The sequence below is a fragment of the Mesobacillus subterraneus genome, assembly GCF_023715485.1.
Classification (GTDB): domain Bacteria; phylum Bacillota; class Bacilli; order Bacillales; family Cytobacillaceae; genus Mesobacillus; species Mesobacillus subterraneus_B.
In genome coordinates this window covers 22894-39440 of the sequence record NZ_JAMBOF010000007.1, presented here as the reverse complement: position 1 = coordinate 39440, position 16547 = coordinate 22894, and the positions used below count along the sequence as shown (strand labels likewise).

At 40.5% G+C, this 16547-nt stretch carries 13 protein-coding genes; 2 read left to right on the top strand and 11 right to left on the bottom strand.

What is annotated here, in order from left to right; translation table 11 throughout:
• Positions 1 to 47: 47 nt before the first annotated feature.
• From ppsA to M3204_RS11530, 5 genes are all read right to left on the bottom strand, one after another.
• A complete protein-coding gene (ppsA, locus tag M3204_RS11550; RefSeq protein WP_251481721.1) occupies positions 48 to 2642 on the bottom strand; it encodes a phosphoenolpyruvate synthase in 2595 nt (864 codons plus the stop codon).
• A 439-nt stretch (positions 2643 to 3081) separates the two neighbouring features.
• The gene (locus M3204_RS11545) at positions 3082 to 4749 is read right to left on the bottom strand and encodes a hypothetical protein (RefSeq protein WP_251481718.1); all 1668 of its coding nucleotides are present in this window, start codon (positions 4747 to 4749) and stop codon (positions 3082 to 3084) included.
• Between the two features lie 371 nt (positions 4750 to 5120).
• Positions 5121 to 5540, bottom strand: coding sequence for a GNAT family N-acetyltransferase (locus M3204_RS11540; RefSeq protein WP_251482341.1), 420 nt, complete (start codon positions 5538 to 5540; stop codon positions 5121 to 5123).
• On the bottom strand, positions 5534 to 5974 hold the full coding sequence (locus tag M3204_RS11535) for a GNAT family N-acetyltransferase (RefSeq protein ID WP_251481717.1): 441 nt from the start codon (positions 5972 to 5974) through the stop codon (positions 5534 to 5536). Before M3204_RS11535 ends, M3204_RS11540 begins: the two co-directional genes overlap by 7 nt.
• Before the next feature lie 291 nt (positions 5975 to 6265).
• On the bottom strand, positions 6266 to 7252 hold the full coding sequence (locus M3204_RS11530) for a Gfo/Idh/MocA family protein (protein WP_251481715.1): 987 nt from the start codon (positions 7250 to 7252) through the stop codon (positions 6266 to 6268).
• A 193-nt stretch (positions 7253 to 7445) separates the two neighbouring features.
• On the opposite strand from M3204_RS11530, the gene M3204_RS11525 reads away from it, so the two are divergent.
• Positions 7446 to 8462: a serine hydrolase domain-containing protein gene (locus M3204_RS11525; protein ID WP_251481713.1), complete on the top strand. Its 1017-nt coding sequence runs from the start codon at positions 7446 to 7448 to the stop codon at positions 8460 to 8462.
• Positions 8463 to 8526: 64 nt separating this feature from the next.
• On the opposite strand, the gene M3204_RS11520 is transcribed toward M3204_RS11525, so the two are convergent.
• The 3 genes from M3204_RS11520 to M3204_RS11510 all read right to left on the bottom strand — a co-directional run bounded on the left by M3204_RS11520 (position 8527) and on the right by M3204_RS11510 (position 12692).
• Complete coding sequence (locus M3204_RS11520; RefSeq protein ID WP_251481712.1) at positions 8527 to 9177, bottom strand: YcnI family copper-binding membrane protein; 651 nt, start codon at positions 9175 to 9177, stop codon at positions 8527 to 8529.
• 126 nt (positions 9178 to 9303) lie between these two features.
• Positions 9304 to 10830: a copper resistance CopC/CopD family protein gene (locus tag M3204_RS11515; RefSeq protein WP_285856943.1), complete on the bottom strand. Its 1527-nt coding sequence runs from the start codon at positions 10828 to 10830 to the stop codon at positions 9304 to 9306.
• A gap of 443 nt (positions 10831 to 11273) precedes the next feature.
• The gene (locus M3204_RS11510) at positions 11274 to 12692 is read right to left on the bottom strand and encodes a hypothetical protein (protein WP_251481708.1); all 1419 of its coding nucleotides are present in this window, start codon (positions 12690 to 12692) and stop codon (positions 11274 to 11276) included.
• A gap of 752 nt (positions 12693 to 13444) precedes the next feature.
• Between M3204_RS11510 and M3204_RS11505 the strand changes: the two genes are divergently transcribed.
• Positions 13445 to 13642: a hypothetical protein gene (locus tag M3204_RS11505; protein WP_251481706.1), complete on the top strand. Its 198-nt coding sequence runs from the start codon at positions 13445 to 13447 to the stop codon at positions 13640 to 13642.
• Positions 13643 to 13731: 89 nt separating this feature from the next.
• Here the strand turns inward: M3204_RS11505 and M3204_RS11500 are convergent, their stop codons facing one another.
• The 3 genes from M3204_RS11500 to M3204_RS11490 form a co-directional block, all read right to left on the bottom strand.
• Entirely contained in the window at positions 13732 to 14106 is a 375-nt protein-coding gene (locus M3204_RS11500; protein ID WP_251481703.1) for a YciI family protein, read from the bottom strand.
• A 562-nt stretch (positions 14107 to 14668) separates the two neighbouring features.
• Positions 14669 to 15949, bottom strand: coding sequence for a TRAP transporter large permease (locus M3204_RS11495; protein WP_251481700.1), 1281 nt, complete (start codon positions 15947 to 15949; stop codon positions 14669 to 14671).
• Between the two features lie 15 nt (positions 15950 to 15964).
• Positions 15965 to 16543 (bottom strand): TRAP transporter small permease, encoded by a 579-nt coding sequence (locus M3204_RS11490; protein ID WP_251481698.1) that lies wholly within the window; start codon positions 16541 to 16543, stop codon positions 15965 to 15967.
• Positions 16544 to 16547: the final 4 nt, after the last annotated feature.

The following is a 16547-nucleotide window of genomic DNA, read 5'->3' as shown; positions in this document are numbered from 1 at the left end:
GAGGGCCGGTTCTGCTGTTTCAGACGAGAACCGCCTCCCATGTTCAATTACAATATTTCGATATACCCTTCTGATCCGTGGATGCGAATTCTTTGTCCATCTTTTACTAGTTTGGTAGCATGATTCACTCCGACGACTGCTGGTAAGCCATATTCTCGTGCAATTACTGCACCATGTGTCATCATTCCGCCAACTTCTGTGACCAGGCCTTTTATGGATACAAACAATGGTGTCCAGCTGGGGTCAGTGAAGGAGGTGACTAATATATCTCCATCTTCTAGGTCCGCTTCTTCCATTTTGAAGATGACACGGGCTCGGCCCTCTATCACTCCAGAAGAAGCCGGCAGACCGACAATCGCTTCGTCTGGGAGATTTTCTCGTTTGTACTCACCTGTAATGATTTCTCCATCTGACGTGATCACACGTGGCGGCGTTAATTTTTCATATAATTCAAATTCGCCCTTGCGCTTGCTGATGATCTGGTAATCGAGTTCTTTAGTCAGTATGACTTCGTGAAGTTCTTCAAAAGTGAGATAGTATAAATCTCCTTTTTCATGAATAACGTTGGCTTTTACTAGTCGTTCGGCTTCTTTCAAGATAGCCTGCTTATAAACGAAGTAGCGATTAATCATGCCGTATTTCGGATATTCACGATAACCGATCAAACTCCGCAGCTGGCTGATCATTCGTTTAGTTTCCTGGGCTTTTTGTTCCCCATCCGGTAATGGCTTCAGTCGATCTACTAGCTCTAGTTCTTTTTTCAGAGCTTCCTGTCGCCCTTGCTCAAAGATCCGCTTGCTGGCATTGTGCTCTAAGTTTTTGATGTTACTGAGTAGGATAGGGACAAGTGTCGTTGGTTTTTCACTCCAGCGAGTTTTAGTAAGATCGATTTCTCCGGCACATCTCATTCCGTACTTTTTGAGATAAGCCTCGATCGCATCTCGGGTTTCCGGTCCACCCTCAAGCTTAACCAGTTCATAAAATAACTGATCCTCTTTTACATGTTGCAAGAAATCAATGACTTCTGGATATGGACGTATCACATCTGCGACATCCAATAGCGCCAGGCCCATTTCCGATGTAATATTATTGGGCACCGATTGAGACAGCGTGTCTGCTGCGTTCTTTTCGCCTAACCACTTCTCCATGTTTTCATTGATCCATTTTGCCGCATTCATCCCACCCATAATCACACTCATGCTACTTGGATCAAATAAACTCTTCTTCAACTGCTGGATATCTTCCAGGATAAAATCAAATACATCTGATCCCGATTTCGTTTGGATGGTTTGTTTTAACTCGTTTATTGAGATTTCAGTACCCTTGATCAAATCAGAAACGATGGTCGGATCGTTTTCGATGACTGGTGCTTGAAAACCTTTATTTGAACCTAGTTCTTCCTGATCATCCGGTAATGATTTTATAAAATCGCCTCGCTCGACTATGGTCATGAGTGCGTTTTTTGTGAACGGATCGGTTTGTTCCATGGTATCTAATAAAGATTTTCTGCTTGCAGGCACAGTCAATTGCTCCGTTACATCCACAAACAACCTGCCGCCAGCTTTATGCATAGGGCGTAAAGCTGTTAACTGGAATATAGACAGTCCCAATGGTTTCATGGGGTCGCTCATCATTTGCTGGTGACTGACAGATACATAGACGCGATTTTCTTGATCATTCGCTTCAGGGATGGGGTATAACGTGGTGATTGGCCTACTCTGGACAATATAAAATTCATCCTCCACCAGACACCATTCAATGTCTTGCGGGCAGCCGAAATGCACTTCTACTTGTCTTCCTATGCGGGCCAGCTGTAAAATTTGCTGTTCCGTAAGTGTTTGAGTCTTTTGCTGTTCAGGATCAATCTGCTTTGTCTCTGTTCCGCCTTCTTTTCGGCCATAGATCGCTAATTTTTTGGCTGCAATCCTCTTCTCGACGATTTCTTCTTCCCGCACTTTATAGCTATCAGCAGTTACCAGGCCAGAGACTAGTGCTTCTCCAAGTCCAAAACTGGCATCGATGGATAGCACCTTGCGGTTAGAAGTAATCGGATCAGCTGTAAACAAAACCCCCGAAGCCTCTGGAAAAACCATCTTCTGAACGATAACGGATAAAAACACTTGTCTGTGGTCAAATCCTTTTTGCAGTCGGTAGATCACCGCACGATCCGTAAAAAGTGAAGCCCAGCACTTGCTGATATGCTGCAAGATGGCTTCTTTTCCGATGACATTTAAAAAGCTGTCATGCTGGCCAGCAAAAGAGGCATGTGGTAAATCTTCAGCAGTCGCACTCGAACGCACCGCATAAGCATGCTCAGCACCAAACTTGGAGAGATAATGATCAACGGCTCTCACAACATCAGAAGGGATTTCCACTTCAATAAGGATTTGGCGAAGCTTCCTGCTGATTTCAGCAATTTGTTCCCGGTCCTCTGCTTTTAGCAGGGTTAGTTGATCCAACAACGCTTGAAACGTTTCATTTTGTTCGATGGCTTTTTGATATCCCTCGGTCGTTACACAAAATCCTTCCGGCACTTGTATTCCATGAATTTTTGATAATTCCCCTAAATTCAACCCTTTTCCGCCAACAAGCCAAAGCTGTGTCTGATCCATTTCCTGAAAATTAAGAACCACAGAACCCATTCCACATTTCCCCTAACCTTATATTTTTGGTCTCTTTAATGCTGCGAATGCTGACCACTGTTCTTTACCTGATATTAATCCCTCCCACAATCCTCATCAAAGCTCTACTGCATTTTAGCAGTAGTAAATAAGAAGAAACAGTCTATAATCACCATTGGTTATCTGTTATAATTAACTTAGGAAGACTACAGTTTTCATAAAAATAGCTAGACCAAAATATATATTGCTCAACAAAAACACTTGATTAAGTGCTTTTTTTTTTAGCTAGAGACAGAGGATACGGTTCAGTCTACTCCTAATATTTCCCATTTATATGATTTATCAAACGCTGGCAGCGTGCCCTCATGCCACCTTCCATTTGTTTGCTGTCTATAAAAAAATGCCTGACACCCGGTGCTATAACGCATTTCCTCGCCGGGTGTCAGGCACTATTTTTTTACTACAAACCTTGTATCACTAACTCTTTCACTGGCAGGAAGGTTTCGCCGGTATCCATGTATTTGATATTGACCTGGTCGCCTTCTTTCAGATAAATCGCCAGTGGGTTGGTTTCTGATGAGATGATATAGTTCTTCTTATTATCCAGCAGGATGGAGACAATCGTGAAGTCGCCTGTTTTTTCTTTGTAGACGCGCAGCACGGTTCCGCTCGTTTGCTTCTCCTCTGCCTTCGAACTGCCATCCACCGTGCCGCCGCCATGCTGCAGTGCTGTTTTATATTTTCTCAGTGCTTCATTTGGAGTATTTCCATACACCGAAATTTCCGGGTTTGCTGCCGATACGATAAAGTAATTTTGCAGGAAGCCATTCGAATCAAGAACTGATGTCAGCCAGCTTGCTTCTCCATAAAAGTTGTAGAGAATCGGCATTTCGCCATGCCACTTTTTCTCGATGAACTTCTTTTCAATAATCTGAAGCGCCCCTTCGGAATCCATATAGGACTCTTCAAGATTACCCGTATAGAAGGTTGCTTTCCCGGTCCTCGAGTTCGTCAGTGAATACCCGAGCATGGAGTCGACCCCTTCTTTCGGGCTGGTAAAATCGGTGAAATAATACATTTCGCCATTTTCATTGAAAATCGGGCTGACCTGGGCTTCGGTCCCTTCATCAGAAGGCAGCTTCACATCCGTCTTGCCAAACAAGCTGTTCCAATAACCATGAATGTAATTACCGTAATAGCTGTTTTGCAGACTGACCGCTTCTGGAGAAACGGCGCCGTCAATGAATTGAGGTGCATCTGCTAAAGCATACGCCTTCGTATCCCCGGAATCAGGATCAACGACCACAACCCCTGTCACTTTAAAACCGTTCCGGGCAGAGATGAATTCGCCGTACGTCCTGATATAATAAGGCTTTCCTTCGTTATCGACCTCAAGCTGCATTTCTCCGTTAAAAATTGCCTCAGGATATTGCATCCGGATATGGCGTTCGATATTTTTATTGAAGTAGGAAGAAGGTGTATAAACCATCTCCGACTTCATGAATTTTGGATTTGCCGATGAATCGGTCGCACTGATGGTAAAATAACCCGGAGTCGACTCACCATTCCACCATTTGAAAAAGCCCGAGAATTCAACAGGAGCGATATAGACATACTCTCCATTAACCTTCTGGATTTGCAGATTCCCAAGCTCATAATAACTTGTGTTCGGGACCTGACCGAATGCCTTTTTCATCTTATTGCGCGCAAAATGTGGTGGGACACTCGCCGGTGTTTCCTTCTCATCAAACGTCGAAATCTCCATCTTTTCCGCCATCTTAGAAGTTTCATATTTTTCCTCGGCATTAAAAAGAAACGCGATCATAAAATACACACCAATAAGCAAGCTCAGCAAAAACAAGCTCCCTTTAATCATCTGCTCCTTCCCAGCCGCAAATACCGTACCGCCAAACGCAACCAAAATCGCAAACGGCCATAAAGAAGAAAGATTCCTGTCCAAATTAAACAAATAATAAAACGCAAAAGTCACAATCGTAAAAAGGACGATCGCAGCAATCAATAACAATGATTTCACTTTACCGCCGTAATTTTCCCTATTTGAAAAAGGAATCAGAACTAAAGCAGATGCCAATCCAACCATAAGCGCAAATAGAATTATATTTCCCATAAAAATCCCCTTATCAGTTTGTACTTAACGTATACGAATCAGGAGATATAAAGTTTCACCAACTTGGGACAGAGGGAAGGTTCTATTGCGGGACAGAGGGTCGGTTTACGGTTCTGCTTTCCGATAAATTCACATATTTTCTCTATTTACTGGGCACTGGTTTCCTCCCTTTATCACAGCTTGGAAATGAAAAAGTAATATAGCAATAGTTAGCTTTGAAAGGCCAGTCCACTATGTGGCTCGCCTTGAGTTTTTCAGATGAGTAATTTACGCTCCAAATGATTAACTTCATTTCATGAGGCAGACTTACCACATACGTTCGTCCACAGGCTCCCTGGCCCCAATGACCGAAAAAACCTTTAAAGGAAGAATTATTTTGATTTAAAGTAGATTATTTCAGGGTCGCCTTCATCCAAGTTTTCGACTATACCACTCTCAACAAATCCATTCGCTTCAAATACTTTCTGCATACTCTGGTTAGAACGATTTGTAGACGAGAATATTTTATCAGTAGGAGAAGTACGAACCAGATGATTCATCATTTGGCTTGCGTACCCCTTTCGTCTTTTTGCAGGAGACACAATAATCAATGCAATAAAAGTACATTCAAAAAAGTTTGTATCATAAATCGAAAACCCGGCAACATCATTATTTGCTTTTACAAGAATACAATGTCCTTGCTTAATAGCATCCTCAATAAAACCTTGTCTGCTCGTATTACCTATAACCTCTCGATCTATTTGCACAATCGCATTTAAATCCGTTAGTTGTGCCTCAACTATATTCACAATGATTCCCCTCTTAAAATATCCTTCTTCAAATAGAAATGCTTAAATTCTTTTCCCACATTGTCCAATGTACCGTAAACTTCATAACCATTATTTTGATAAAAGTCTAACGCCTGAAAGCTCAAAGTATCCACCTTTATAAAATCACATTCGCTCTCTAGGGCAGCTCGTTCAATTTCTACTAATAATTCCGTTCCATAACCTGATCCTCGTAAATCTTCATCAATCATTAGTGTATGTATTTCCAACCAATTCCAACACACTTCCCCTAAAATGCCTCCACGAACCTGATCGTTCTCATCTAAAAGAATTAGATTCACTTCTTTGTATCTTCCTCTTAAATCCTCTGGAAAATGTCTTAAATTGTATTCGTAAAGTTTATTATTAACATGGCTTTTATAACTTTCGTTTAATTCTTTGGCTATCCGAAATTTCATTTTGCACATCTCCTCCAAAACTTTGCACCACTTATTTGAATATAGATTGTTATTCTCCAAATCTAGCAGTTCATGGAACAAAGTAAGTTTTCTGCATTTAGATCTTAACATAGATTACCTAGCCGTTTTGTTTGTTTTCTAAAACTTTAAATAACAATCAAAATCACATTCGAAATAAATGGTCGGGAGTTTACAAAGCTTATATTGGGCCCATAAAAAAAGAGATAAGCGAGCTCACTTACCTCGAAGGTTCCGACGTCCTGAAATCTTATATGGTACGCCAAACTGGCATCACTCAAACGGATATTTCAATCCCCACTGTCCGCGAATTTCATCCATCAGTTTCATAATTGCTAAAGATTCATCCAACGGCACTACAGGACTTTCTAAAAGCCCTTGACTCAGGCATCTTCCTACTTCTTCTATCTCAAAGGCATAACCAGCACATTGTCTGTCATCATTAAATGTCTCTACTTCCTCACCATCCTTGTACAAGGTTGCTGATCTGGCACTAAAGAATGATGGAATCCGAATAGATCCTTCCGTTCCATGTATGTAGGCTTCATTGTTTAAATCAACTCGAAAGGCGCCGTTAAGAGTAGCGGTCTTTCCAGAAGGATAGGACATGAGAATGGAAAACTGTTCATCCACACCCGTTTCACCAATATGAGCAGTGCTTTGAATCTTCTCTGGGTTTGTTCCAAAAATCATGGATGCAAAGGTTACGGGATAAATCCCTACATCAAGCAGCGCTCCTCCACCAAGGGCCGGATTAAGCAATCTCCACTCTGGATCCCACTGTGCACGGTATCCAAAATCCGCTTTTACTAAAAGGACTTCGCCGATTTCCCCACTGTCAATCCATTCTCTAACCTTAACAATCGAAGGCAGGAAACGTGTCCACATAGCCTCCATCAAGAAAAGCTTTTGATCTCTGGCAAACTGAATGATTTCTTCCAGCTCTCCGCTATTGATGGTAAATGGCTTTTCACAAAGGACAGCCTTGCCAGCACGAAGACATGCCAATACATTTTCCATATGAAAAGGGTGTGGCGTAGCAACATAAATGGCATCGACATCCGAATCCTGCACTAGTTCTTCGTAGCTTCCATAAGCACGTGAAACGCCATGCTCCTCCGCAAACTCGGCAGCACTCTCTTTTGTACGTGAACCAACAGCAGTCTTTTCGGTATTTTTAGCAAACGCTAAATCTTTCGCAAAAGCACTTGCTATTAGACCTGTTCCCAATATTCCCCACTTGATTACTCTTTCGCCCATCTTTCATCCAACTCCTTAAGTATCTAGCATTCCAAAAGAGAACAAACCTTGTTAGTTCATTATACTATTATTCTTTTTTGCTAGAAGTAAAGAACGCAGGGATAGATTTCACATTTCACTTTTTGTAATATTTTACTATATTCGAAAGATACCACATGTTAACATCGGATTAGAAAAGGTCAGGAGAATCCCTATGAAAAATTTAGAAGAAGTCATTAAAGAGGTTCAGTCAAAGAATGATTTTTCAGGAGCGGTGATGGTTCAAGATGGGACCGGTCACACCGCCACTGCCAGCTTTGGCTATGCAAATCGGTCTGATTCATTAAAAAACAATGCGGAAACACGGTTCGGAATCGCTTCCGGCTGCAAGCTGTTCACGGCAATCTCCGTTTGCCAGCTTGTGGAGGAAGGCAAGTTCACCTTTGATACTAGATTGAATGATTGTCTTGATATTGAGTTTCCTAGTTTCAGTGATGAGATTACAATCCATCATTTGCTGACGCATACTTCCGGTATTCCGGATTATTTCGACGAGGACGTCATGGATGATTTTGAGGAGCTATGGATTAAGAGGCCGATGTATCATATCAGAAGCCTAACGGATTTCCTGCCTATGTTCCAGAATGAGCAGATGAAATCCTCTCCAGGTCAATCATTCCACTACAATAACGCAGGATACATATTATTAGGCCTGATCGTGGAACAATCCTCCCAGATGGAATTCACTGAGTATGTTCAAGAACATATTTTTAACAGAGCAGGAATGACTGATTCTGGTTATTTCTCCTTTGACGCCCTTCCGTCGAACACGGCTTTAGGTTATATCGACCTACCAGATGGGACATGGAAAACTAATATCTACTCACTTCCGGTAAAAGGCGGCTCTGACGGAGGAGCTTACGTCACGGTAAAAGATATGATTAAGCTGTGGAAAGCGCTGTTTGGTCAACTTTTACTAACCGCAGAGTCATTGAACAAATTACTGACACCACACGTGCAAGTCAATGAAACAGGCTATTACGGATACGGTGTATGGATTAAGATGAAAGATGATCAAGTGATGAAATACCATGTGATGGGCTATGACCCAGGAGTCAGCTTCCATTCAGGGTATTATCCAGCTACCCAAACCATCGCCGTCGTCTGCTCCAATAAATCTAAAGGAGCCTTCGAGATTATGAGCAGAATTGAAGAACATAGAGAAGCGTAGGGACTTATATGCTCCGAATAAGTAAAAGGCAAGAGAATCATATTCCCTTGCCTGAATGGTTTATTTAGCCTCTTTTTCTCAAAGAAAGAACCAATGCCAACAATCCTGCAATTAAAGCTCCGATTGAAAGATAAAGCGGTACATTGCTGGTTGCTGTATTTGCTTCCACGTCATTTTTAAGGTCTCCAGCAGCACTGTGATCTTTGGAAGAATCAGCTGATGCACCTCCATGTCCGTGATCAGATCCATCTGCAGGATTCACTGCTGTAAAAGAAGCTGGCTTATCTGCATCAGGTGCACCAACCCATTCAACTACACTGCCATCACTGTAGGTTTGATAGGCTTTCCAAACAATCTCTTCAGCATCATCGGCAACTTTTCCTTGCACGTTGAATTGAACGAATTCAGATGCTGTTAAACCTTTTCCTTCAGTGGTCCACGTAGCACTCGTGATTTTTCCAGTGTCATCTTTTTGAACTTCGTATGTCCAGCCTGGTTTAGCTTCAAAGCGGGTGATATTCACTTCTTCAGGAAATTTTACTTCCACTTTCATAGTTTGAACATCTTCACTTTCAGAAGGAACCCGGACAGTGAATACTTCATATTTTCCTTGTGTAGTTTCCTGTGGCTGAACGGTCACATGCGCGCTTGCAACACCAACAAAAAGAGTGATCGCACCAATCATTGATATCGTTAATGTTAAAAGTTTTTTCATTTTGAAATCTCCTCTATTTTTGGCTCAGTTAAACTGGTCTGTTGATTTCTGCTCCAGGCGCTTCGCTTTCCGCCCCAATCAACACGTTCTTAAAAACACTTTGTCCTTTAACAAAGCCAATATTTTTTAATAAACAATAAAATCCTTATGGAATACCTTCTCATTGTCCTCTGAATCTACGATTCGAAGCTCTGCGGTCCAGTTTCCTTCAATTGGAAGATACCAGCCATTGATCTTGAATTGAACGTTCTTGGACTGTTCGATTTCGGAAAAAGGAACTTGGATCGGCTCGATTTCAAGGTTGTCTTTATAGATTAAAAATAGCTCAATCCGTTTAATCTCTAAATCTTCATTATGCGAATTTGCTGTAACCTTGAAATGATTGTACCCGGGTGTCTTTGGTGAGATCGTTGTTGTAAATTCAAGGTTACGATCTTGCTTTTTCCATTCCAATGGTTCGTTTTCCGGGAGTGGATTTAAGTAAGTTATAACACCAACAATCGCTAAAATCATGATCATCAAACTGAAATCGATTTTTACTAATGTGCTGATTGAATCTTCATTTTTCTTTTTCATTGTATACCGTAAAATTGCACCAATTGCGATTACAAGCAGGACTAAGGCAATTTTAACCAGAAGCATTTTTCCCCATAGTGTATGGAGCAGATAATCGAGTTGCGGTACAAAGATTAAAGTGTAAGCTGATCCCGTTCCAATCAGTATAAGCATGCTGATTAAGGCAACTTGCGAAAAGAATGGAAGGAATTGTCTAACGTGTTCCCTCTGCTTTTTCCAGTAGGTCAGAATATACAACAGGCCACCTGCCCAAATGGCGGCTGCAAGTAAATGGACGACATCAAGGTCAAGTGTCATCGAGCGGATTTCCGACTCAAAGGCTGCAGCATGTCCATTAAAACTCTTTGCGATAATCACCATCAATACCCAAATTAAATCGACCGATTTGAAACGAAGTAAGAGTGGAAAACCTACTAGAGATAAAAGCACAGAAGATACCAAAGATAGACCTACTGTTGTGCCGGTTAAAATCGACAGTACCTCAGTCAGTGTCCAGCGTTCCAGTATATCTGACAATTGTACGGTTACCAATCCCAAAGTGGTCAGGAACAGCGCAATTTGTAATAGAAAGGCCCTCTGTCTAAAGGTTGACTTCATTTCTGGTTTTAAAGTATAGATGGATCCCCAGACAATCCAGCCTGTCGTCAGGATCAATGCCATAAAATAAAGAATCCTCACCACCGACCTGAAAACATTAAAACCAGCTGAACTTTTTTGTTTTTCTAAAACTTCCTGGTTAATATCCCTTTTGAAAACCGTTTCTTCCCCTATAGAGATGACATAGGAACTCCTGATTGGGTGGCCATCCGCTGAAATGACATTATAGGATATGACATAATTTCCGTCAGGCAGATCAGGCAAAAATTGCTTTATGGATTTTTGATCCTTACTCATCTCCGGTTTTGCATTGACGACTCTTTCCCCATTTTCATTAAAAACCTTAATCGAATAGAGTTCGTTTTCAAGTCTTTCATCAAATAACAGAACAATTTCTTCCGGAGAATCTTTTAATTCACTATCCGGCCCAGGCTCAGCCATCTTAAGCGTCGCATGCGCAAAGACTTCTTGCGGAACCATAAAAATAAAAATAAGAGAACATAGAATGAAAAGATTTCTAATGGCAGTTCGCTCGCTAACTATAACTATCACCTACCTCTTTCAAAATCCACATACCCTAGAGTGTATCATTCAATCCTATATACAATCAATAAAAGGTTTATGGAAAAAAAGAACGTGGGGACGGTTCTGATGTCCCCCTAAATTACACTTTCTTACAAAACACCAGAACAGCCTCAATGTCCCATCAGAGTAGGTAATCTATTCAGCGTATCATTGAGCTTAACATAAAAAAAAAACACCCCGAAGGATACTCATTAATAAACTTTAAGTGGTTCAATGTTGATTTTTAATACTACGGTTGCGGGCTCATGAACTATATTCATGAGCCCGTGGGACATTTCTGTCGCCCTACAATATTTTCACTTTATGCAAGACACTGTAAACGTCGCCATTTCCCTACTTTAGCCTGTCTCCTGGTCGCTCCTTAATTGTGTATAAATCTGCTGATAGGCTGAAGCCTCATTGACCATGCCTTTGTGCTGATACATTTTGCACAGCTGCCTGACCGGAGCTGGATCCGCCGGGTTGAGTTCCATTTCCCAGAAGAAACATTCGATTGCTTGATCATATTGATTAAAATCTGCGTAAAATTTCCCCAATTCCATCATCCTGTTTGGATTCTCCATAAGAGCTGCCATTTCACTGATTTTTCGAATGATGATAGAATGTGGAAAGTTTTTCTGAATCGGTTTCAGTTTTTCACAAACAACTGCCAAGTCATGCGCCTCCATTAGCTTTGCTGTCAGCTGCAGAATTCTTGGTTCAAATTGCTTCAGGTCATTTTCCTGAGCAACTTGTTGATGGAGCAACAAAAACTCATCCAAGTGAGAAGACACAAATTCAGCATCAATATGCTTCCAAAGTTCATTAAGGACCTGATGAAACTCTGCTGGCAGATCCTCAATGAAGGGGAATAAATAAACTGCCGCTTTCTCATATTGCCCGTCTCTCATCAATCCTTCAATGAAAGTTCGAGCTTCCGGTACCCATTTATATGGATTTATTTTTGCATGGGATAAGACTAGAATCCAATTTTCGAGGGGGATGTACTTCAAGGCCAACTCTGTTTGGCTCTTAACGGACTCAGAAGTAAGATTCCTTTTGTCATCAATCCAAAGCAACAGCCCTTCTGCATACCGCTCTTCGTTTTTTAATATCTTTTCGAGTATTTGAAAATGTTCGGTGTTTTTCCGATTCGTAAAGCAATGGAACTCTGCAAATAAGGGGTCCTTCTTTTGGATTGCCGATAAAGAAGAAGTAGTGTAGAAACTCGAATATGAGCTGTATTCCCGGGAATGGAGGCGCTCTTTAAGGTTTTCCAGGGAGGGAGATAAGTCGGATAAAATATGGATCGATTGAAAGGCCTTGGAAAAACTGCCGTTTCTTCTGTAGTGGAAAAAGATATTGTCGATCGGTTTGAAGAGCTGTTCTGTTGAGAAAAACGAGTCGAGTGCTGCGGCAATACATGGTATTTCAACGAGGGAATAATTGCGCTGGAGATGATTGAAGAGCTTGTTTTTAGCTGGTATGGCTAAAGCTGTAGAGGGAATTAGTACTGGCAGAAGCGGGTGCTTTTGATCTAAGATGATCCCTTCATTCAGCATTTTATCAATAAATGACCCTTTTTGAACCTTTTCGAGTTGCTCACCATAGATAAGGGCATTTTTGTAGAAAATAAGATAGTATTTTTCGTTTAATTCAGCTTGGACCTCGGTTACCATGAATCTGGCGAAGATCGCTGTCCGCACAACTTCTCCATTTACCATAACCCTATTAGATTTGAACGATATTTTTGTCGGCATTGTTAGTTCACTATTCATGAAACATTCGGCCTCCTAATGAATCGTATATTTATTTCTATAGTTTAATTATACGTAAGCCTTATTAAAAAAGCGACATTGCCCTTTTGTAACTCGAAAAACACCTTAAAAGGGTTGCTGCTTAGGAAAGAGGGATGCCTCGAGTACCTTAATGATATCCCTTTTGTAACGTTAGAAAAGCAAATAAAACCAGAAGAGGTTAATATCTCTCTCCTGGTTTTAATTATCCTTAATCAGTAGGTGGAAATTTGGCAGCAATGCTATCGGCAGTCAATTGTCAGTGTCAATTCAGTACCTTTTATAAAACTTTTCACAAAATCAGCAAAGAATCAAGGTAACTCTTTATCGTCATCTTCCTCGAAAAAACAATTTTCTTCACAATCCAATTGTTCGTCCACCCAGTAAAGGCTTTGATCAGTCAGCAATCCTACCATTTCATCCCGTTCCGCGACAGCGGGACGGTTCTGCCGTCTCAAAAAGCAACTTTTTTTCTTATTTCGAGACACCGGAACCGTCCCTTTATCGCGCGATACAATCAATAAAAGGTTTTTGAAAAAAGAACGTGGGGACGGTTCTGCTGTTTCAACTTACGATTTATGAAACACTGTACCGCTCCGTGTTTTCATCAATAAAGAAGGTAATTAATTCCATTATCTAGAATACTTATGTAAAAGCAAAGTGAGTAGGGGGAGTTTTGAAAGGCTCTTTTCGTTAAGCTTGTGCCTTTTGAAAAAGATAAATGGAGGTTAGCTATGAAAAATAATAACATGATTGCACTTATTGTTTCTTTAGTAGTATTAGTAGGTTTTCCTATTCTTTTTCTCTTCATATCATTGATTACAGGGCAATGGGGTTATCTTGCGTGGAGTATCCCACCTTCCTTAGCTGCAGGATTGACTGGATTAATGATCACTCTTAACCAAATAAAAAAAGCGGGGGAAAATGCGTGAAAACAGAGGGACGGTGGTCAAGCCCCCAAAAAGTAACATATTTTTACTTATTTCGAGACACCGGAACCGTCCCCATGTCTCATGGTAACTCATTTATCATTCTTAAAGTAATGAACAGGACGGATTTCAATTCGCCAGTCAAACTCTTCCCCTTTGCTGACTTGCGTCGTCGGATGAAGAGAGGCTAGCTGGATCGCCTCATCCATGCTTTCTGCTTCAAAAATGAAAATGCTGCCAATCATTTCTTTTGTTTCTGTAAATGGACCATCTGTTACGATAACATTACCGTTCACACGGCGCAAGCTTTTGGTCTCTGACTCCAGACCGGCATCAAGCAGAACCTTACCGCTATCATAAAATTTCTCAATGTGCGGCTGACATTCACTCATAACTGCCTCAATCTCTGCCCTTGGACGTGCATCCATTTTTTTAGGGTTGAAATAGCCCATACATAAAAATATCATTATCATCTCTCCTAAATCACTCAAATTTTTTGTATCTAATAATACGACATAATACGACGATCAGCAAACTGAAAAAATCTACCAAATTCTAATATTTTTTTATTCCATACAACCTTTAGGCCTGTTTCAATAGGAATTTTTGTTCCTTAAAATTTTGTGTTAACGAAGCCCACTATGCCAACCCATGGACCCAACCTCACTTTACAAATGAATTTACCTTAATTTTAACCCAATAAATAACAATTACAATTGATTTCTCCATAATAAAACATTCGGTCATACTGACTATCGTTGTTTAACTGTATTCTTTAGTTTTGGCGCATTCTTTGCTTTTAGAGAGGAGTTGACGCGACAGCGGGACGGTTCTGCCGTCTCAAAAAGCAACCTATTTTTACTTATTTCAAGACACCGGAACCGTTCCCTTGTCGCGTTTCTCAAATGGCGCATAATTGTAATCTTATTATAAATCATGGGACATGAGGACCGTCCCCATGTCCCCCGTGGTCTATGTTATTTTTCTAAATCAAAAGAAGCATAGGGTGAACTATGCTTCCTATGCTTCCTATAAAGTTGTTAAAAACATTGAAATAGCTGGAATGTAAGTAATGATGATTAAATCAAATACCATAATTAAAATAAATGGCACAATCGCTTTAACAAGTTTGTCGTATTTAATATTAGCGATTCCTTGTACGATAAATAAATCCAGACCAACTGGAGGAGTAATTAAACCTATGGAAAGGTTAACTACCATGATTAGACCAAAGAATACTGGATCGATTCCAACTCCTATCGCAACTGGAAGGAGTAATGGAGTTAAAATTGTGATGGCAGCAGATGCATTAAGGAAGCATCCAGCTATAAAGAATATGATGTTAAATATTAGTAAGATAATATATTTGTTTTCTGAAATACCCATGACTGCCTTTGCTATCAACTGTGGTATTTGTTCCGCTGTCAATAACCACCCAAATAGATTCGCTGCTGCAATGATGAAAACAATCATAGCTGTCATTTTTGCCGCATTTAGAAAAGTAGTTGGCACGTCTTCCCATTTTAAATCTTTGTATACAAATTTACTTATAACGAATGCATAGGCAGCTGCTACGGCACCAGCTTCCGTAGGAGTAAAGATTCCTCCACGAATACCGAAAATAATAATTAATGGAAGGATTAATGCTAAGACCCCTTCAAAAAATGCCTTCTTGAAAGACACAAACTCAAAAGTTCCTTTCTCTTCAGCATAATTGTTCTTCTTAGTAATCCAGTAATTCACCAGCATTATTGACAATCCAATTAATATTCCAGGGATAATTCCAGCAGTAAATAAATCGCCTATAGATACTCCCGCTGTTACACCATACACAATCATAGGAATGGACGGTGGTATAACAACAGCGATGGTCCCGGCACTCGCCACGGTAGCTGCAGCAAATCCTGTGTCATAGCCTTTTTTCTCCATCATCGGAATCATCATTTTACCGACTGCAGCCGTATCTGCTGCACCCGATCCTGAAATTCCGGCGAAAAACATGCTAGTTAAGGTAGAGACTTGAGCCAATCCAGATCTTATCCATCCGACTGAAGCAAAAGCAAATCCCGCTATTCGCTGGCCCATACTGCCCGCCATCATGAATTCACCAGCCAGCATGAAAAAAGGAATCGCCAGCAACGGGAATGAATCGGTAGAGGTAATCAGTCTTTGAGGAATCACTTCTAATGGAATGTAATATATACTGGCAAGAAAACCAGCTACACTGGCCCAGATAAGGGAGATAGCTATTGGAACGCCTATCAACATAAGCAAAAACAATATTGAAACAACAACAAGTGCTACTGTCATCTTAGTTTCACTTCCTTAGCCCATATTTGTGTTTTCTGGAATAACTTCAACATTATTCAGTGGTATTCTAGTATCTGCCTTTGAAAGAATTTCAAATAAACGCGCGAACGAATGTACCATACAAATTAATGAACTTAACAGGACTGCCACGTAAACGAATGTCATATTAAGTCCTAAAGAAGGGGAAATTTGAAGAGTTGTAAACTTAAGGATTCTTAAACCGAAAATAGACAGAAATATAAACAATCCAACATTAATGACCTCAATTAAACTTAGCAATCTATTTTTCCATTTCTCGGATAAAACATTTATCAATATTTCTACTTTTGCATGGCCATTGTGTTTATAAACTGTTCCAATACCAAGGAAGACAATCCAAACAAATAAATAACGAATTAACTCCTCTATCCAGGTGAAATTGAAAATAGAAAAATCGATGAATGGCAGGAGTTCCTTCGTTACTGAACTTTGTAATACAAAACGAGAAAACACCTGGTAAACGGTACAAATGAAAGCAAGTGCAAATAAGAAAATGATGACCGATCGGGAAATGCCATCAATTTTTGAACTTAACTTTTGAAAATTATTTTTCATTTCC